This window comes from Deltaproteobacteria bacterium (assembly GCA_029210625.1).
Taxonomy (GTDB): Bacteria; Myxococcota; Myxococcia; order SLRQ01; family SLRQ01; genus JARGFU01.
In genome coordinates this window covers 19,126-37,782 of record JARGFU010000001.1, presented here as the reverse complement: position 1 = coordinate 37,782, position 18,657 = coordinate 19,126, and the positions used below count along the sequence as shown (strand labels likewise).

16 protein-coding genes and 1 riboswitch are annotated in these 18,657 nt (G+C 72.2%); of the genes, 3 read left to right on the top strand and 13 right to left on the bottom strand.

The genetic code is table 11. The features are described from left to right. Positions 1-14 precede the first annotated feature (14 nt). The 8 genes from P1V51_00155 to P1V51_00120 all read right to left on the bottom strand — a co-directional run bounded on the left by P1V51_00155 (position 15) and on the right by P1V51_00120 (position 8,122). Positions 15-887, bottom strand: coding sequence for an ABC transporter ATP-binding protein (locus tag P1V51_00155; protein MDF1561421.1), 873 nt, complete (start codon positions 885-887; stop codon positions 15-17). Beyond that, positions 844-2,052 carry an amidohydrolase family protein gene (locus P1V51_00150; protein MDF1561420.1) on the bottom strand — a complete coding sequence of 403 codons (1,209 nt, stop codon included), beginning with the start codon at positions 2,050-2,052 and terminating at the stop codon, positions 844-846. Before P1V51_00150 ends, P1V51_00155 begins: the two co-directional genes overlap by 44 nt. Next, entirely contained in the window at positions 2,049-3,116 is a 1,068-nt protein-coding gene (locus tag P1V51_00145) for an iron ABC transporter permease (GenBank protein ID MDF1561419.1), read from the bottom strand. The genes P1V51_00150 and P1V51_00145 overlap by 4 nt, the downstream gene beginning before the upstream one ends. Then, entirely contained in the window at positions 3,113-3,874 is a 762-nt protein-coding gene (locus tag P1V51_00140; GenBank protein MDF1561418.1) for a helical backbone metal receptor, read from the bottom strand. Before P1V51_00140 ends, P1V51_00145 begins: the two co-directional genes overlap by 4 nt. A 149-nt stretch (positions 3,875-4,023) precedes the next feature. Continuing rightward, positions 4,024-5,196, bottom strand: coding sequence for a hypothetical protein (locus P1V51_00135; protein MDF1561417.1), 1,173 nt, complete (start codon positions 5,194-5,196; stop codon positions 4,024-4,026). Beyond that, positions 5,193-7,190: a TonB-dependent receptor gene (locus P1V51_00130; GenBank protein ID MDF1561416.1), complete on the bottom strand. Its 1,998-nt coding sequence runs from the start codon at positions 7,188-7,190 to the stop codon at positions 5,193-5,195. Before P1V51_00130 ends, P1V51_00135 begins: the two co-directional genes overlap by 4 nt. A 50-nt stretch (positions 7,191-7,240) precedes the next feature. Further along, positions 7,241-7,373: riboswitch (cobalamin riboswitch) on the bottom strand. Positions 7,374-7,536: 163 nt separating this feature from the next. Then, positions 7,537-7,896, bottom strand: coding sequence for a helix-hairpin-helix domain-containing protein (locus tag P1V51_00125; protein MDF1561415.1), 360 nt, complete (start codon positions 7,894-7,896; stop codon positions 7,537-7,539). Between the two features lie 40 nt (positions 7,897-7,936). Then, the gene (locus P1V51_00120; protein MDF1561414.1) at positions 7,937-8,122 is read right to left on the bottom strand and encodes a hypothetical protein; all 186 of its coding nucleotides are present in this window, start codon (positions 8,120-8,122) and stop codon (positions 7,937-7,939) included. Positions 8,123-8,325: 203 nt separating this feature from the next. Here P1V51_00120 and P1V51_00115 point away from each other — a divergent pair, with 203 nt between their 5' ends. Next, positions 8,326-8,901, top strand: coding sequence for a hypothetical protein (locus P1V51_00115; GenBank protein MDF1561413.1), 576 nt, complete (start codon positions 8,326-8,328; stop codon positions 8,899-8,901). Next, entirely contained in the window at positions 8,901-10,964 is a 2,064-nt protein-coding gene (locus P1V51_00110) for a matrixin family metalloprotease (GenBank protein ID MDF1561412.1), read from the top strand. The genes P1V51_00115 and P1V51_00110 overlap by 1 nt, the downstream gene beginning before the upstream one ends. 66 nt (positions 10,965-11,030) lie before the next feature. Here the strand turns inward: P1V51_00110 and P1V51_00105 are convergent, their stop codons facing one another. The 4 genes from P1V51_00105 to radA form a co-directional block, all read right to left on the bottom strand. Continuing rightward, a complete protein-coding gene (locus P1V51_00105) occupies positions 11,031-11,342 on the bottom strand; it encodes a DUF3467 domain-containing protein (GenBank protein ID MDF1561411.1) in 312 nt (103 codons plus the stop codon). After that, entirely contained in the window at positions 11,339-12,820 is a 1,482-nt protein-coding gene (gene glpK, locus P1V51_00100) for a glycerol kinase GlpK (GenBank protein ID MDF1561410.1), read from the bottom strand. The genes P1V51_00105 and glpK overlap by 4 nt, the downstream gene beginning before the upstream one ends. Positions 12,821-12,884: 64 nt before the next feature. Further along, positions 12,885-13,373, bottom strand: coding sequence for a TIGR02266 family protein (locus P1V51_00095; GenBank protein ID MDF1561409.1), 489 nt, complete (start codon positions 13,371-13,373; stop codon positions 12,885-12,887). Positions 13,374-13,400: 27 nt separating this feature from the next. Continuing rightward, positions 13,401-14,774, bottom strand: a complete 1,374-nt coding sequence (gene radA, locus P1V51_00090) for a DNA repair protein RadA (GenBank protein MDF1561408.1) — start codon at positions 14,772-14,774, stop codon at positions 13,401-13,403. A 60-nt stretch (positions 14,775-14,834) separates the two neighbouring features. On the opposite strand from radA, the gene P1V51_00085 reads away from it, so the two are divergent. Next, positions 14,835-15,155: a hypothetical protein gene (locus P1V51_00085; GenBank protein MDF1561407.1), complete on the top strand. Its 321-nt coding sequence runs from the start codon at positions 14,835-14,837 to the stop codon at positions 15,153-15,155. Between the two features lie 135 nt (positions 15,156-15,290). Here P1V51_00085 and P1V51_00080 read toward each other — a convergent pair whose 3' ends face one another. Next, positions 15,291-18,524, bottom strand: a complete 3,234-nt coding sequence (locus P1V51_00080) for a choice-of-anchor D domain-containing protein (protein MDF1561406.1) — start codon at positions 18,522-18,524, stop codon at positions 15,291-15,293. Positions 18,525-18,657 lie beyond the last annotated feature (133 nt).

The window sequence follows — 18,657 nt, the reverse complement described above, 5'->3', positions numbered from 1 at the left end:
TCAAGGAGCCTATTTCATCGATCCCCCACCCGGCCACCTCCAACCGGCGGCGGCGCCCGATCATGCCCGGCGACCGGGGCCAGGGTCAGGGCGCCGGTGAGCTCGTTCACGCCCACCCAGATCTCGGTGCGGTAGACCTCCTTGAGCAGGGCGTAGGAGAGCACCTCCTCGGTGGGGCCGAGGGCGGCCTGCCTCCCCTCGGCGTCGAGGAGGAGGATGCGGTCGCAGTAGGCCGCCGCGAGGTTGAGGTCGTGCAGGACGCAGAGGGCGCCCCGCGCCGGATCGCGGGTCAGGCGATGGAAGAGGTCGTAGGTCTTCACCTGGTGGTGGATGTCCAGGTGCGAGGTGGGCTCGTCGCAGGCGAGCAGGGGGGTGTCCTGGCAGAGCGCCCGCGCGATCAGCACCCGCTGCCGCTCGCCCCCCGAGAGGGCGTCGATGGGGCGGTCGCGCAGCGCCGAGAGGCCGGTCTCCTCGAGGACCGCCTCGGCCCGCTCGAGGTCCTCGGCTCGCTCGATGCCCAGGGGACCGAGGTGGGGGGTGCGCCCGAGGAGGACCGTCTGGAGGACGGTGAAGGGGAAGGCCGCGCCCACGTCCTGGGGGACCAGGGCGATCCGGCGAGCCAGCTCCCGGCGCGAGAGCCCCTCGAGGGGATCCCCGCCGAGGAAGAGGCGGCCGGCCGCCGGCCGCGCCAGGCCACAGAGGAGCGAGAGGAGGGTGCTCTTGCCCGCGCCGTTGGGGCCGAGGACGCCGAGGAGCTCGCCGCCCCGGACCTCGAGCGTGAGGTCCGCGAAGAGGGTGCGCCCGCCGGGGTAGGCGAAGGCGAGCCCCTCGATCCGCGCCAGCTCAGGGGGTGGCGAGCTGGGGGAAGAGGCGCTCGGCGGTGCCATGGTAGAAGGGCTCGAGGTGGTTGCGCTTCAGCCCCAGGCTTCGCAGGGGCCACTTGCCCTGGATCGGGGAGGGCGAGGGGACGTCGAAGTCGGAGGTCTGGAAGAGGCGCCAGTGGGTGCGGAAGAAGACCGCGGCGTCGGTGCGGTGCATCTTGCGGGCGCCGGGCGCGCCCAGGATCAGCTCGCCCCCCATCTGCATCGAGTCGCTGCCGAAGAGCACCCGCTCGGTGTGGCGATCGAAGACCCGCCGGGTCTCGCGCCAGCGCACGGGGTCCTCCTGCCGCAGCACCTCGGGCAGGCGGGCGGCGGTGTCGATGTAGAGGTTGGGGAACTGGTCCATCACGTCGGCCACCCAGCGCGGGTCCTCCGGGGAGTTGCCGAAGTGCACGCCGATGAAGGTGGTCTTCGGGTGGCGGCCGATGCGGGCGAGGAAGGCCTCGCGCAGCGCCCGCCACTCCGGGAAGTCCTTGCCGTGGAAGGACCAGCCCGGGTTCTTCTGCAGCTCGAGGTAGCGCTCGTTCTCGGGGGTGGGGGCGTCGAAGAAGGCGCGGGGGTCTCCGGTGTGGATCGCCACCGGGAGGCCCAGCCGGCCGCAGGCCTCGAAGATCGGATCGAGGAGGGGATCGTCGACCGCGAGCAGCTTGCCGTCGGGGTGCCGCACGCCCAGACCCAGGGCCTTGCTGATCTTCAGGCCGGCGGCGCCCAGGGCCTTGCCCTGCTCCAGGGCCGCGACCTGGGCCTCGACCCAGCCGGGCCGGCCGAAGCTGCGCCAGTCGAGGTTCATCATCACCGCGACCCGGTGGGGGTAGCGCGCCGCGGCCTCGAGCTGCTGCTCCAGCCCGCCGCCCGGGAAGCCGCCCGAGAAGTTCACGATCCCGTCGATGCCCGCGGCCTCCATGATCTTCATGAACGCATCGAGATCGCCGGGCGCCACGTGGGTGTGGGCGTCGATCCGCCGGGGCGGGTTGTTGCGCAGGCTCTGGAGGGACTCGCGGGAGGGGTCCACCACCGCCTGTGGTGAGGCCTCGGCGCCGGCGTCGGTCCGGGTCTGCCCGTCGTCACCGGCCGGGGTGGGCGGCGCCTCGCCGGAGAGGCGCGCGAGGGCGGCCAGGCCTCCCAGGGCGAGGAGCAAGAGGGCCATCCAGAGGGCGTTTCGCTTCGTCATGTGAGGGTGCTCCCACCGCGTCGGCGCATGAGCCAGAGGAAGAAGGGCCCCCCGAGGAAGGCGGTGACCACCCCCACCGGGGGCTCGGTGCCCAGGAAGCGAAATAGCAGGCGAGCGGAGAGATCGGCCAGCACCAGGAAGGCGCCGCCGCCCAGGAGGCTCGCCGGGAGGAGCAGGCGGTGGTCGGGGCCGGTCAGCAGGCGCAGGAAGTGGGGCACCATCAGGCCCACGAAGCCCACCAGGCCGGCGAGCGAGACGGTGGTGCCGACGATCACCGAGGTCAGGACGATCACCAGCAGGCGCATCCGCTCGGCGTCGATGCCCAGCACCGCCGCCCCGCGATCCTGGAGGGCGAGCACGTTCAGGGTGCCGCCGAGGAGGGAGAGGAGGACGCCGCCGCAGATCACCAGCACGGCCACCGAGGCGAGCTCGAGGGGGGTCGGGTAGCCCAGGCTGCCGATGAGCCAGTAGAGCAGCTCCTGCGCCTTGTCCTGGGCTACCGCCGCCCGCAGGAAGAGGATCAGGGCCGAGGCGAAGGCGTTGAGGACGACCCCGGCCAGCAGCAGGGCGTAGGGGCGGGCGCCGCCGGCGCCGCGGGCGATGCCGAAGGTGAGGGCCACCGCCCCGAGGGCGCCGGCGGTGGCGGCCAGGTGGGAGCCCAGGCCCAGCCAGAGGGTGCCCCCGGCCACCCCGAAGAGGCCGGTGGCCAGCGCCCGGGCCACGGTGCCGCCGAGCGCCGCGCCGCCGCTCACGCCGAGGATGAAGGGGTCGGCCAGGGGGTTTCGCAGGATGGCCTGGAGGGCCGCGCCCGAGGCGCCCAGCCCCGCGCCCACCAGCGCGCCGAGGAGCACCCTGGGCAGGCGCACCTCGAGGAGCACCACCCGGGCCGGGCCCGCCCCCTCCAGGGCCGCGCCCAGGGAGAGCTCGGTGCTGCCCAGGAGGAGCGCCAGGATCATCGCCCCGAGGAGGAGCGCGAGGAGCAGGATCATCCAGCCCAGGAAGCGGCCGGCCGTGAGGCGGGCGCCGGGGGCCGAGGGTCCGGCGGCCGTGTCGTGGGTGCTCAAGGCTGCTCGCCCTCCGGGGCGCGCGGCCGGGGGAAGCGGCCGGGGTGGAGGCGGCGGGCCATCACCTCGACCGCGTGCATCACCTCCGGCCCGGGCCGCAGGAGCGAGGTGTCGGCCAGCTGCACCCAGCGCCCGGCCTTCACCGCGCCGAGGGTGGCGAGGGAGGCGGGGCGCTCGGAGAGGGGGCGGCCCGAGAAGTCGAGGACCACCTCCGGCTCGGCGGCGATGGCGGCCTCGAGGGCGTAGACCGGATAGGGCGAGGCGCTCGGGGGGACGACGTTCGTCGCGCCCGAGAGCTCGAGGAGCTCGTGGGCCAGCGAGCCGGGGGCGGCCACCACCAGGGGCTCGTGCCCCACCACCAGCAGCGCGCGGCGGGGCGCGGCGCCGGCCAGGGCCAGCTGAACCCGCAGCCGGCGCTCCTCCAGGGTCTCGAGGAGGCGGACGCCCGCCTCGGGGCGGCCCAGGTCCCGGGCCAGGGCCTCGACCTGCAGCCGCAGCTCGGCCAGCGAGGCCCCGTGGACCACCCGGACCGGGATCCCCAGGGAGGCGAGCTTGCGCACCACCCGCTCGTTGCCCGGGCTCGGCTCGGCGACCACCAGATCGGGCCGCAGCCCGAGGATGGTCTCGAGGTCCGGGTCCACGTAGCCGCCGATGCGGGTGACCTTCGCCACCTCGGGGAACTCGTCGTAGCGGCTCACCCCCACGATGCGATCGGCCGCGCCCAGGGCGATGAGCACCTCGGTGAGGCTCGGGGCGATGGTGACGATCCGGTGCGGGACCTCGGGGGGGGGCGGCCCCAGGCGGGAGGGCTCCCGCGGCGCGGCCCCGGCCGCGGGCGCGAGGCCCGCGGCGAGGGTCAGGATCAGCAGGGCCCGCAGGGGCCCTCGCCGGCTGGCGCGTCGATCCTTCAGGGGGTGCTCTCCACCAGCTCGACCAGCATCCCGGGCGCGGCGATGGCGAAGTTCGCGTCGAAGTTGGTCAGCGAGACCACCAGGCGATCGGCGCCGGTGACCGCGATGCCCTGCGGGTGGGCCAGGGGCGTCATGCCGGTGAAGGGCTCGAGCGCGGCGCCGGAGGGCATCGCCACGGTCTGCTGCACCGCCTCGCTCGCCGGGGTCGCGGGGTCGGTGTCGACGATGGCGACCTCGTCGGTGCCCTGGAGGGTGACCGCGGTGCGGCCGTCGGCGAGGAGGGCCAGGGACCAGGGGCTGGCGCCGTCGCCCAGGTGCACCTCGGCGGTGGTGGAGACGGCGGAGAGGTCGATCACCTGGAGGGTGTTCGAGCCGGAGTTCACCACGTGGGCCAGGCCGTCCTCGATCCTCAGATCGTTGGGGACATCGCCGCAGGTCCAGTAGTTGGTGGAGGCGCCGAGGGGATCGGTGCCGATGTGGGAGGCCGCGCCGGAGAGGTTCTCGAGGCCGACCAGGTCGTTGGCGTGCCAGGGCTCGAGGGCCGAGATGCCGTCGCCGGCCGTCACCCGGCCGAGGATCGTCGCGTTGAGGGTTCCGTCGCCGGGATCCGCACCGGCAGAGGGCTGGAAGGCGATCACCTCGTCGGTGGCGAAGCAGCTGGCGTAGAGCACGTCTCCGATCTTCACCACGTCGGGGACGAACTGGAAGACGTTGTTGACGAAGTCCGAGGGGCAGATCACCACGGCGTCGGCGGCGCCGTGGATGACGCTGCCGTCGGTGCCGGCCACCAGCACCCGGCCGTCGAGCATGTCACCGAGGTAGATCCGGTCACCGGAGACGGTGATCGAGCCGGGCGCGCCGCCCACGGCGATGTGCTGCTCGATGGTCCAGGTGGCGAGATCGACCACGGCCACCTCGCCGTTGCCGGTGAAGTCCCCGCCGCAGGCCACGTAGGCCTTGCCGCCCTCGACGGTCACCGCGCCCGCGTTGAGGCAGCTGCCCAGCGAGAGGGTGCGATCGACGGCGAAGGCCGGCGCGCCGCCGCCCCCGTCGGTGCCGCCGCCGTCGTCTCCGCCGTCGGTGGGCTCGCCGCAGGCGAGGGAGAGGAGGAGGGGGAGGAGGAGGGGGAGGAGGAGGAGCCCGGAGGTCCGGGAGAGCCTGAAGATCATCGATCGTTTCCTTTCGCGCCGAAGGCGCAACGCAGAGAGGTGAGGAGGGTGCGGCCGGGCAGGGGGTAGCCGTGGACGTCTTCCTGCCGGCGGTCGTCGAGGAGGTTGTCGAGCTGGAGGGCGAGGGAGCAGCCGGGACCCAGGCGGCCGCGCAGGCCGGCCGAGAGGAGCGCCCGCGCCGGGAGGGTCTTGGTGCCGGCCCGGTTGCGGCGCAGCTGGCTGCGGGCCTCGACCCCGAGGTGGCCGGTGAGGGGGCCGCGCTCGAGGGCGAGGCGCAGGTGGCCCCTCTGCGCCGGGCGGTAGGGCAGGGGCTTGCCGCGCTCGTTGGGATCGTCGCCCAGCACCCGGGAGTGGGTGAGGGCGTGGGAGAGCTCGGCCGAGAAGCCGCCCCCCGGGGCGAGCACCAGGCGGCTCTCCACGCCGGCGACGAGGGCGGCGCGCAGGTTGGTCGCGCGCATCTTGAGCGGCGGGTAGAGCTCGTAGGTGATCAGGTCGGCGTAGCGGGAGAGGAAGCCCGAGAGCCCGAGCTCCACTCGCCGGCGGAAGAGCGAGAGCCGCAGGCCCAGGTCCCCGGCGACGGCCGACTCGGGCACGAGCCCGGGGTTGGCGGCGGTCAGCGGGCCCTCGCGGTGCAGCTCGGTCAGGGTCGGGAGCCGCACGCTGCGCCCGAGGTTGGCCTGGAGCTCGAGGGACTCGTGGAGCGTCCAGGTGACCCCCAGGGCTGCGGAGGGCTGGAGGGGCTGATCGCCGGGGAGGTCCAGCCGCGCCGCGCCCGAGAGGAGGAGGCGGCCCTCGAGGAGGTAGACGCGATCGCGCAGGTGGAGCGCGCCGACCACCCGCCCGGCCCGCAGCTCACCGGCGAGCTGGCTGCCCTCGAGGGCGCCCCCCAGGGTGAGGAGGTGCGCGCCGAGGAGCAGCTCGGCCTCGGTGAGCGCGCCGCCCTCGCGCAGCTCGGAGCGCTGGGGGGCGGCGGCGCCCGGCAGGGGCGTCGAGCCCGGCCAGAGCTCGAGGTGCTCCTGGCGAACGTGGAGCCGCACCCTCGGCCGCAGGCTCCCCGCGCCCCGCGAGCGCCCCTCGAAGAAGGCGCCCAGGAGCGCCCGGCGGCTCTCGGCCCCCGCGCCCGGGGTGGGGAAGCCCACCGGCCCGGGCAGCTCGAGCCGGCGCTGCGTCCCCAGGGCGATGAGCTGGGCCTTGCCGCCCGCCAGCCGCCGCCGCGCGGTGAGCAGCACGCTCCCCTCCCGGCGGGCGTTGTTGACGCGGCGCTCGGTGATCCAGGGATCGTCCGGGAGGTTGGGCGTGAGATCGCGCTCGAAGAGGAAGTCGCCCCCCTCGTGCCCGGCGGTGAGCGCAAGGCGCCCGCCCTCGCCGAGGGCCTGGCGCAGGGCGAGGGAGGCGCGGTGGTGGTTGCCGGTCTTCAGCTCGAGCTCGGTGCGGGGCCCGCCCCGGGCCTCGGGCCAGGGCGAGAGGGAGAGCACGCCGCCGAGGGCGCCGGTGCCGAAGGCGGCGCCCTGGGGGCCGGCGATCACCTCGGCCCGGGAGAAGAGGGCGGGGTCGAGGCCCGAGAGATCCACCGAGCCGCCGCCGAGGGGGGTGAGGGGGACGCCCCCGATCTCGACCCGGGTCTGGTGCGAGGCGCTGCCGCGCAGGGAGAAGGTGGTCAGCCCCCCGCCGTAGCGGTGCAGCCCCACCGGCGGCAGCCCCTCGAGGGCCGCGCCGAGATCGGCGTCGACCTCGCTGCGCTCGCGCAGGGAGACCGCGTAGTGCGCCGCGGTGGGGGCCTTCGCCTCGGCCTCGCCCGGCGCGCGGGCGCGCACCACGGTCTCGGGCACCTCGTCCACCACCGGCGCGTCGTCCTCCTGGGCCCGCAGCCCGGCCGGCAGGAGGCCGAGCAGGGCGAGCGCGACGCCGAGCGCGCCGGCGTGGGGCCGGGCTCGGGAGGGCGAACAAAAAGACCTGCGTCCGGGAAGGAGCGCAGGTTGGCGGGGTACAGACAAGGGAGCCAACCTCTTTCCGTCGAAGAGTGCTGCGTGGCTGACCGAGGATCAGGTCTCCTGGCTCCCCTCCGGATGAAGCGCCCGCTCCGCCTTCCCCGCGTGCAAGGACACGAGTGGCTCGAATGGAGCGGGTATCAGAGGGCTACAGTGGCGGGACCGCGCCGGCGTTCGACCGGCTTCCCTCACCAGGCCCCAGCATCGAGCCTGGCGGCGTCCCCCTCCTCGTCTCGGGAGGAGCGGGTACGCGACCATCGGTTCTATTCGGTTGGGCGCTACCTACAGCAAGGACCGGAGCGGGGCAACGGGGGGAGAGCACCCCGCTCCGGTCCAGGGGTTCAGGACCTGCCTAGTCGCGCTTCAGGGTGCTCGGGCCGCTGACGGCGAGGTAGGGCATCAGCTTCTGCACCGTCTTCGGGCCGATCCCCTTCACCTTCACCAGATCGGCCGGCCGGCCGTAGGGCTTCACGGTGCGGACCCCGACGATGCGCTTGGCCTTCGCCGGCCCGATGCCGGGCAGCAGCTGCAGCTCGGCCTCGGAGGCGGTGTTGAGGTTGATCTTGCCGGTGAGGACCGGCTTGGCCTTGGTGGTCTGCACGGCGCTCTGGCCGGCGGACGGCGCCGCGGTGGCGGGCAGGGTGAGGGCCAGGCCGACGCCGAGGACGAGGGCGAGGAGGGAGGCGTGGAGGAGGCGGATGCTTCGGATCATGGATCGTTCCTTTCGTTCGGGGGTTCGAGGGGGCGGACTCCTAGTCCGCCTTCTCGGGGTTCTTGGCCTCGCGGATCTGGAGCTTCGCTCCGAGAGGCAGGGCGTCGAGCAGCACGTTGATGCTGCCGTCACGGTTCAGGAAGGCGCGGCCGACGTGCTTCCAGTAGGCCTTGCGCTCGCCCTCCGCGTCCCGGATGGACCAGACCTCGAGCTGCGGCTGGGACATGAGCTTCTCCTTTCGTCTTGGGGTGGGTGGTCATCGCCGCGAGCCGTCGCGGCGGACGTGGGCCAGAGCAAGGCGGGTGCCAGATCGCCAGGACCCTGAAAAACCGGGCTCAGGGTGAAGATCCGGGGCGCCGGAAGGTAAGGCCCGGCCCGCCCGCCGGACCCCTGGACCCGGAGCCGGTCCGCACGCGATACAATCCCCGGATGACTTCCCGACGCCTGTTCCTCGCTCTCCTCGGGACCGCGCTCTGTGGTCTCGCCTCCCTCGCAACGCCCGCCCGGGCCACCGTGGCGCTCCACCTCGATGACGCCGCCCAGGCCGAGAAGAGCGACCTGGTCGTGCTGGCCAAGGTGCAGTCGCAGGAGGTCGTTCGGGGCGAGGGCGGCCGGCCCTACACCCACACCACCCTGGTGGTGGAGCGGGCCCTGAAGGGGGCGAAGAAGAAGGGGGAGCGGGTCGTCATCCGCCAGATGGGCGGCACCTTGGACGGCAAGACCCTGAAGATCCCCGGCGACGCCGCCTTCGAGGACGGCGAGCGGGTGGTGGTCTTCCTGGCCGACCGCGAGCCCGGCAAGGGCGTTGTCTTCCTGACGGCCCTCGCCCAGTCGAAGCTCGCCGTGGTCGGCACCGCCGCCGACGGTGACCTCCTCCTGCACCGCAGCCAGGAGGGGCTGCTGCTCCTCGACGGCGCCCACCGCGCCGTGCGCCCCGAGCCCACCACGACCCTCGGCGCGCTCGAGGCGGCCGTGCAGGGCAAGGTGCAGGCCGAGGTCGAGTGATGAAGCGGCTGACCACGCTCCTCGTCCTCGCCGCGGCCCTCGGACTCGCCCGCCCGGCGCTCGCCTACAACACGATGTTCAACAGCTGCGGTGGCGCCCGCTGGACCGCCAGCCAGCGGCCGGTGCCCTGGCACCTCAACAGCAGCGGCTACTCACAGCTGAGCCAGAGCACGGTGCTCAGCGTCTTCCAGTCCTCCTGGCAGGTCTGGTCGTCGCCCTGCTGCTCCGACTTCGCCGTGACCTACCAGGGCACGACGACGGCCCGCCCCGAGAACAGCAGCGACTCGACCTGGACCCTGGGCTTCATCGAGTCCGGCTGGCCCTCCTCCCTGGGGGACGTGAACTCGACGATCGGCGTCACGCCCATCGCCGCCTACACCAACAACTGCACCATCAGCAGCGCTGACATCGTCTTCAACGGGGTGGGCTTCACCTTCGTGAACGGCGCGCCCTCCAACTGGGGGCAGGCCGACCTGATGAGCATCGCGGTCCACGAGATGGGGCACTTCCTGGGCCTCGATCACTCGATGATCAACGGCGTGACGATGTACCCCTCCTACAGCGGCGGGATCGTCGAGCGGGACCTGCACCAGGACGACGAGGCGGGGGTCTGCTACCTCTACCCGGGTAGCTGCAACTGCTCGACGGCCGCCGACTGCGCACCGGACGAGGTCTGCCAGAACAGCCAGTGCGTGCCCGCGCCCTGCCTCGACAACACCGACTGCGAGGCGCCCCTCATCTGCAACACCACCACCGGTGACTGCGTCCCGCCGCCCTGCAGCAGCGACGCCGACTGCACCGCGGGCTACACCTGCGTGGGGAACATCTGCCAGCGCTCGGCCACCTGCCTGATCTGCGAGACCTGCACCGAGAACATCGACTGCGGCGCCTCCGGGATGTGCGTGAGCTTCGGCGCCGGCGGCGTCTGCACCCAGACCTGCGGCCAGACCTCCTGCCCCGGCAACAGCACCTGCTTCGAGGTGCCCGACACCCAGGGCCAGACCTTCTACCTCTGCCTCAACGACGACGCGGGCACCAACGGCCCCTGCCCGGCCTCCTACGTCTGCGACGATCCCTGCGCGGGCGTGGTCTGCAACCCGGGCGAGTCCTGCAACCCCGCCACCTCCCAGTGCGAGGCGGCGAGCTGCGACGGCCTGGGCAACGACTGCGCGAACAACGGCGCCCTCTGCACCGTCGACAACGACCTCTGCCTGGACACCGGCACCTCGGTCTACTGCTCCTGCCGCTGCGCCGACGACCTCGTCTGCGGCGCCAACGGGAGCTGCCTCGATCTGAACACCGGGGCCGCCTGCGCCGGCGGAGGCAACTGCGCCTGCGTCACCAACACCACCCAGCCCGGCCCCTGCGACAACGTGACCTGCCCGGCCGGCCAGAGCTGCAACCCGCAGAGCGGCCTCTGCGAGGCCGCGACCTGCAACGGCCTGGGCAACGACTGCTCCAACAACGGCGCGGCCTGCACGGCCGACAACGACGTCTGCATCAACGACGGCACCTCCGTCTGGTGCTCCTGCTCCTGCCTGACCTCGGCGGAGTGCAGCGGCGCGGCCTGCCTGGACCTGGGCACCGGCAACGCCTGCACCGGCGGCACCAACTGCGCCTGCGTCCCGGGCGTGGATCCCTGCGCTGGCGTCACCTGCGCGGCGGCCGCCAGCTGTGACAGCAGCAAGGGCTGCTGCGTGGACGCCCGGGGCATCTGCTGGGTGGACACCGACTCCGACGGCGTCTCCGACGGCATGGACAACTGCCCGCTGGTCGCGAACCCCTCCCAGGCCGACTCGAACCTGAACGGCGTCGGCGACGCCTGCGACGGCGGCGCGACCGACGGCGGGGTCACCGACGGTGGTGGCCTGCCCGACGGCGGCGGCGGCTTCGACGGCGGCGTGAGCGACGGCGGCACCACCTCCGACGGTGGCGGCGGCGGCAGCGGCGAGGAGGACGGCACCTTCGGTTGCTTCTGCGGGCAGAGCGGGCGCGGTGGCGCTCCGGCCGAGCTCGCGCTGCTGGCGATCGTCGGCCTGCTCTTCCGGCGGCGACGCCGCTAGTAGCTGTCAGCTATGAGCTGTGAGCAATGAGCAACCTGGCTCACAGCTCACAGCTCGCAGCTCGACTCAGTGCTTGAAGGGGCTCGCCACCGGCGGTGGCGCGGCCGCCATGTCCACCTCGCCGAACTTCGCCTCGTACTTGTTGAGGTTGTCCTGCAGCGCCGAGATCAGCCGCTTGAGGTGCCTCGGAGAGGTCACCACCCGGCTGCGCACCTTGGCCTGGGGGGCCTGGGGCTGCACGTAGACGAAGTCGATGGTGAACTCGGCGTCGGTGTGGTGCACCATCGCCATGTTGGCGTAGATGCCCTGCGCGACGTCCTCGTCGACCTTGATCTGGAGCTGCACGCCCTTGGGGCTTTTTTGCTTCGCGTCGCTCATGCTCTCTCCACCGCCGAGCGCCACCGGGCGAGGTGAGCCTCGCGCACGGACGCCCGCATGGCGGGCTTGAAGGTGCGGTCGCTCTTCCAGGCGCGCTTGATGGCAGCGGTGCTGCCCCACACGCCGGTCGAGAGGCCGGCCAGGAAGGCGGCGCCGAGCGCCGTGGTCTCGATCATCTCCGGGCGCACCACCGGCACGTTCAACAGATCGGCCTGGAACTGCATCAGGAGGTCGTTCTGGCAGGCGCCGCCGTCGACCTTGAAGCGGGGCATCTTGCCCCCCGCGTCCTTCTGCATGGCGGCGGCGAGGTCGTGGACCGAGAGGGCGATGCCCTCGAGGGCCGCCCGGGCCAGGTGAGCGCGGGTGGTGCTGCGCTCGAGGCCGCAGAGGAGCCCCCGCGCCTCGGGGCGCCAGTGGGGGGCGCCGAGGCCGGCGAGCGCCGGGACGAAGACCACGCCGTTCGCGTCGGGGACGCTGCGGGCCAGGGCCTCGATCTCGGGGGCCGACTTGAAGAACTTCAGGCCGTCCCGCAGCCACTGCACCGCCGCGCCGGCGATGAAGACCGAGCCCTCGAGGGCGTAGGCGGCCTTGCCGTCCACCTCCCAGGCGACCGTGGAGAGCAGGCCGTTCTTCGAGTAGACCGCCTTCTCGCCGACGTTCATCAGGAGGAAGGCGCCGGTGCCGTAGGTGCACTTCGCCTCGCCCTCGCCGAAGCAGGCCTGGCCGAAGAGGGCGGCCTGCTGGTCGCCGGCCATGCCCGCCACCGGGATGCCGTCGGGCAGCACCTTCAGGCCGGAGGTCGTCCCGTAGATCTGGGCCGAGGGGCGGATCTCGGGGAGCACGGCCTCGGGCACGCCGAGGAGCTCGAGCATGCCCGGGTCCCACTTGCGGCGCTTGAGGTTCATCAGCAGGGTGCGCGAGGCGTTGGTGACGTCCGTGACGTGCGCCGCGCCGCCGGTGAGCTTCCAGACGAGGAAGGTGTCGATCGTGCCGAAGGCCAGGTCACCCTTGCGGGCCGCGGCCTTCGCGCCCTTCACGTTCTTCAGCAGCCACTCGAGCTTGGTGCCGCTGAAGTAGGGGTCGAGGACCAGCCCGGTGGTCTTCTGCACCTTCTTCGAGAGGCCCTCCTTGCGCAGCTGCCCGCAGCGCTCGGCGGTGCGGCGGTCCTGCCAGACGATGGCCCGGTGCAGCGGCTCGCCGGTGCCGCGGTGCCAGAGGCAGGTGGTCTCCCGCTGGTTGGTGATGCCGATGGCCGCGATGTCGCTGCCCTTCACGCCGGCCTGGCCGAGGGCCTTCTTCAGGGCCTGCTGCACGCTCTTCCAGATCTCGCCGAGGTCGTGCTCGACCTGGCCGGGGCCCGGGAAGTGCTGGGGGAACTCGTAGTTCGCCCGGCCCCGGACCTCGAGCTTCTTGTCGAGGACCAGCACCGTGCTGCCGGTGGTGCCCTGATCGATGGCGACGACGTGGGGTGATGCCATGAGAGTCTCCTCTCTCGTGGGGTGGAAACGAGGGAGGGCAGGCTAACCGGAAAGCGGTCGCCCGTCAGCGGCCAGCGCCGTCCCCGTCCCCGTCCCCGTCCCCGTCACCGATCTCAGGCTCGCCCCCGTCCAAGAGGTGCCCCTCGACGATCCCCTCGATGAGCTCTCGCGAGGCCTCGTCGAAGTTCACGAACTCGATCCCCATCCCGGCCGGCCGCTCCCCGCCGGGCTCGGTCACGTGGCAGACCCGGCCGAGCCCCTCGATGAGGGTGCTGCCGTCCTTGAGCGAGAACTGCAGGTAGATCATCGAGCCCGAGGGCCTCGGCTCGTCGGTGCGGATGAACATCCCGCCCAGGGAGAGGTCGGAGGCGTACTCGCCGAGGAACTCGTCGAAGCTGGCGAAGCGGTACTGCACCAGCAGCGAGAGCCTGGCCCGGGGGTGCTGGCGCTTGTCCGCGCCCGAGGGGGAGCGTCCCTCCTCGGCCTCGGGGGAGGCCTCGCTCGCCTCGGGGTCGTGGTCTCCGGGTGGGGTCTTCTCGGGGGCGTCGGCCATGGGTGGCCTACAATGTACCCGATCTTCCTAGAGCGCCGCGTCCAGGGCCTCGTCGAGGCTGCGGACCCCCAGCACCGCCAGGGGGGGATCCTCGGTGAGGCGCGCGAGGGTATCGGCCGGGAGGATCGCGGTCTTGAAGCCGAGCTTGGCGGCCTCGGAGAGGCGCAGCTCGGTCTGGGCCACCGCCCGCACCTCGCCGGTGAGGCCGACCTCCCCGAAGAGGATGGTGCGCGGATCGAGGGGCACGCCGCGCAGGCTGGAGACGATGGCGCAGGCCACCGGCAGGTCGGCGGCGGGCTCGTCGAGGGAGAGGCCGCCGGCGACGTTCACGAAGATGTCGTGATCGTAGAGGGTCAGGCCCAACCTCCGCTCGAGGACCGCGGCGAGCAGGGCCAGGCGGGTGTTCTCGACGCCGATGGCCGTGCGCCTCGCCGAGCCGCCGGTGGGGCTCTGGGAGCAGAGGGCCTGCACCTCGACCAGCACCGGCCGCGAGCCCGAGAGGGCGGCGGTGACCACCGAGCCCGGGGCGTCCTCAGGGCGGCCGGCGAGGAAGACCGCGGAAGGATCGGGGACCTCGACCAGGCCCGAGCGCTGCATCTCGAAGACGCCGATCTCGGCGGCCGAGCCGAAGCGGTTCTTGTGGGCGCGCAGGATCCGGTAGGCGTGTCCCCGGTCGCCTTCGAAATAGAGGACCGTGTCGACCATGTGCTCGAGGACCCGCGGCCCGGCGATGGCGCCGTCCTTGGTGACGTGGCCGACCAGGAAGGTGGGCACCCCGCGGCGCTTCGACCAGCCGAGGAAGAGGCCGGTGAGCTCGCGCACCTGGCTCACCGAGCCGGGGGCCGAGGAGATCTCGGGCAGGTGCAGGGTCTGGATCGAGTCGAGGACCAGCGCGCAGAGGCCCTCCATGGCGGAGGCCTGCGCCAGGACCTTCTCGCCGTCGGTCTCGGCCAGCAGGTGGAGGGTGGGCGCCTCGAGGCCGAGGCGGTCGGCCCGCAGGCGGATCTGCGCGACGCTCTCCTCGCCGGAGACGTAGAGCACCGGCCCGTGCTCGTTCGCCAGGCGCGCGGCCGCCATCAGCATGAGGGTGGACTTGCCGATGCCCGGATCGCCGCCGATGAGGGAGAGGGCGCCGGGGACCACGCCCCCGCCGAGCACCCGGTCCAGCTCGGTGATGCCCGTCGAGCGGCGCTGGAAGTCCTCGGCCCCCGCCTCGGGCAGGGGCACCGGCCGGCCTCCCTGGCCCGGGGAGCGGGCGGCGGCCTTCTCGCTGCTGCTGCTGACGGCGATCTCCTCGACCAGGGCGCCCCAGGCGCCGCACTCGGGGCAGCGGCCCAGCCACTTGGGCTCCTGGTGACCGCAGGTGGTGCAGGAGAAGATCGCGCGAGCCTTTTTCGCCATGCGCGGGAAGCTAGCACGAGGGTCCGACACCCGGCAGGAGCGCAGGGGTAGGATGGTCGGGTGAAGAGGCTCGAGGGCGCGACCCGGGTCGAGCGGACCCGGGCCATCCGGCTGGTCGAGGAGGCGCTGCAGGACTGCGGCGCCTACATCGAGGACTTCCAGCTCTTCTCGAACATCGCGCTGGCGCTGCGCTTCGACGAGCTACCGCTCGAGCGGCTCGGCGAGCTGATCGCCCGCCTGGGCGAGGAGGGGATCCGGATCCACGAGCTTCCGGGCAGCGCGCCAGCCCCCGCGGAAGGAAGGACCCGCGGCTCCCTCCATCTGACCTTCGTGCACGACGAGCCGGACCTGAAGCACGAGGTCCCCAAGGTCCCCGGGTAGGGTCGCTCCCGGGAGAGTCCGTGTACGTGGACGTGTACGGAGGGCGCCCGGAATCAGCGACGTGATTCCCGGGACGAAGGGTCGTGCACGTACACGTCCACGTGCACGTACACGGTTGTTCCTCTGGCTCGACTGCTACCGGCAGATCGTATCGTAGTCGACGACGATCGTGGCACCCTGCGCCGGCACCGCGGCCGGATCGAAGACGACCGAGTTGGTGCTGCCGTCGTAGCTCCAGTTGCCCGCCGACTGCACGGTCACGCCGTTGACCTTCACCACGATGGTGGAGGGGATCGGCTCGCGGGTGAGGAAGAACTCGGTGCGGGCGCCGAAGGCGTCGAGGCCGAGGTCGTCGGCGATCTGGCCCCAGTTGCTGGAGCAGATCGAGCGCTTCAGGCCGCCGGTGCGGGTCGCCACCTCGACGTAGCGCGGCCCGGAGGCGGCGTCGCCGTTGGCGGAGGTGCACTGGCTGGGCTGGTTGGTCTGCTCGTCGTAGCCGACGATGGCCGAGAAGCTCATCAGGTCCGTGTTCCGGTAGCCTTTGATGTTCTTCAGGAAGTCCACGTAGAAGTCGACCGGCGGCGTGCTCTGGTCGGCCTCGTCGCTGACCGCGATGACCACCAGCTTGGCGTCGTCGCGCAGGAAGCCCCCGTTCGCGGCGGGGTCGGTGATGAGCGGATCGGTCAGCGCGCTGTGGGTGGCGTCCAGGCCCTTCTCGGTGGCCGAGCCGCCGGTGCCCAGGTCCACGTTGTTCCCGAAGGCGCTCACGGCGTTCGGGGTGGTCCGGGTGATGATCTTCGGGTTGCCGAGCAGGTGGCCGGCGTGGTTCGGATCCTCCATGTCGGTGGAGGTCACGCCGATCTGGAAGTCGGTGGAGAGCGAGAGCGCGTGGCTGAGGAAGAAGTTGCCGTTGTTGGCGATGGCGCTCTGCTCCTCGCTCATGGAGCAGGAGTTGTCGATCACCCAGAGGACGTCGACCATCGGCTCGGAGAGCTGCTGGAAGGTGTCGGTCTGGTGGGGATCGTTGGTGCCCTTACCCTCGAGGGGGACGGTGAAGTAGTTGCCGTTCTGGGCGTCGGACTCGAGCACCAGCAGGCCGGTGTGGGTGTTGGTGTCGGGCGGCTGGTACTTCATCCGGATGGTGATGCTGCCGCCGCCGGGCACGGTGTGGGGCGTGGGCGGCGCGGAGACGATGCTGAAGGGCGCGGTGGCCGGGTCGACGTAGATGTTGTTCAGCACCATCGGCGCCTGGCCGATGTTGTAGACGGTGACGTTGGTGTCGCGGGAGGCGCAGCCGACGGTGATCACGCCGAAGTCCACGTCGCCGGGGATCACCTCGATGGCCGAGCGCACGCCCTGGCCCATCATCGAGATGTTGTAGCAGCCGTCACCGGCCGGGGTGATGCCGAGGCACTCGCTGGGCTGCCCGACGTTGTCGGTCTGGACCCAGAGGGCGCCGCAGTTGGCGGCCTCGGAGACCGGCGTGTAGAGCACGTCGATGGTGCCGACCTGCCCCGGGGCGATGTTCGCGCTCGGGACGCCGTTCACCCTCGGGACGCCGCCGTTGGGCAGCGTGAAGGTGGGGTCCGGCGGGAAGAAGGGGATGGCCGCCTGGAAGGTGGCCGAGGCGACGGTGCACATCCGGGTGCCGATGTTCTCCAGCGAGACCGGGAGGGTCTTGTCCGAGCCCATCTTCACGGCGCCGAACTGGGCGACGCGCGGAGTGAAGGAGAGCAGGGCGCACTCGTTGAAGGAGAAGTTGCCGGTGGCCGGCGTCACGGCCAGGTCGCAGCTCGGCGCGCTGACCGGCGTGCCGGTGAGGTTCACGTCGAGGGGGGCGGCCAGCTCGTTGGCGCCGAAGCTGACGGTGCCGAGGTCCGGGCCGGTGGTGTCGGCCGGATCGTAGGCGAGGGTGAAGATCACCACGGTGCCCGGGGTGAGGGTCCAGGGCGGGCCGCCCGCGGGCAGCCCGACGATGGAGAAGGTCGCGGCGGCGCCGGCGGTGATGTTGGCGGTGACGCCGGTGCAGTCGAGCTCGCCGGGGTTGGAGAGGGCGAGGGTCTTCTCGACGGGGGTGCCGCCCAGCCCCGAGGGCGCGGCGGTGCCGAAGGAGACGGTGGAGGTGGAGGCCTGCAGCTCGCAGGAGGGCGGGACCACGCCCTCACCGACGATGTTCACCCAGCCCGAGGGGACCACCGGGTCGGTGGACTCGAGGTAGAGGCGGCCGGTGAAGTAGCCCTCGATGGGCGGGGTGAACTCCACCGGCACGGCGGCGGAGGTGCCCGCGGCCAGGTCGATGGGCACGCCCGGCGCGCCGGCGCCCAGGGCGAACTCGGTGGAGGGGCCGGTGCCGTTCTGGTTCTGTACCTCCATCGCCGTGATCGAGAGCTGCATGGTGCCGCAGTTCTCCAGGGTCACGTCGATGCTGTCGGTGGTGCCGACGATGACCTGGCCGAAGTCGATGGCCGGGAAGGGATCCGGGCAGACCTTGGGGCCGTCGCCCATGCCGTCGAGGTGGATGGTGACCGCGGCCTCGTCGGGGTCGGTGGAGGTGATCTCGACCACCGCGTCCTTCGGGCCGCCGGAGCGGGGAGAGAACTCGATGTTGACGATGATGCCCGCGCCCGGCTCGAGGTCGCCGCCGGAGCCCAGGTCGGTGGGGTCGAGGCTGTAGTCGCCGCGCCGGTTGCCGCTCTTGAAGGACCAGTCGAGGTTGGCCAGGGGCAGCTCGCCGCGGTTGTTGATGCTCACCGGGCAGGTCGCGGTGTCGTTGATCTGCAGCAGGCCGAAGTCCATGGTGAGCGGGCCGGAGCCGGGCTCGTAGCAGACGCTCTCGGCCGAGCAGGCCGAGGGCAGCACGCAGACCTCGATGTCGGGGGCGGCGCCGACGGCGTCGATCGGGACCACCAGGGTGGGGGTGTCCGGATCGTTGCTCTGCACGGTGATGGTGCCGGTGTCGGGGCCGAGGTTGGCGGGGATGTAGACGACGTCCACCGAGACGCACTCGCCGGGATCGACGGTGTTCGGCGTATCGTCGACCCGCTCGGCGCCGGTGCCGCAGTCGACGGGCAGCATGATCCGCCGCAGGATCAGCTCGGTCTCGCCGTCCTCGGCGTTCTCGGCGAGCACCGGCTCGCCGGTGATCTCGAGGACGGCGTTGCCGTCGTTCTTGAGCATGAGCTGCACCGAGGCCTCGATGTTCACCGAGATGCGATCGAAGACCACCGGGTTGGGCAGGGCGAGGATCTCGGGCTTCACGTCGCCGAGGCCGCCGTCACCGTCGCAGGAGCAGCCGTTGGTGCCGAGGAAGGAGGCCAGCACGGCCCCCAGGATGAGCGGCGTGGTCCAGCTGCGAAGCGTCCGTGGCATCGTCACGTTCATGGTGTTCGTCTCCTGCCCTCTACGACGGGTCACCGATCGAAAAGGCGACAGCTGCCCTCGCAGCCACCCCTCCCGAAGGGCTCCCTTGATGGTTCCACCCAACGCGGCCGAAAAGAGCTCC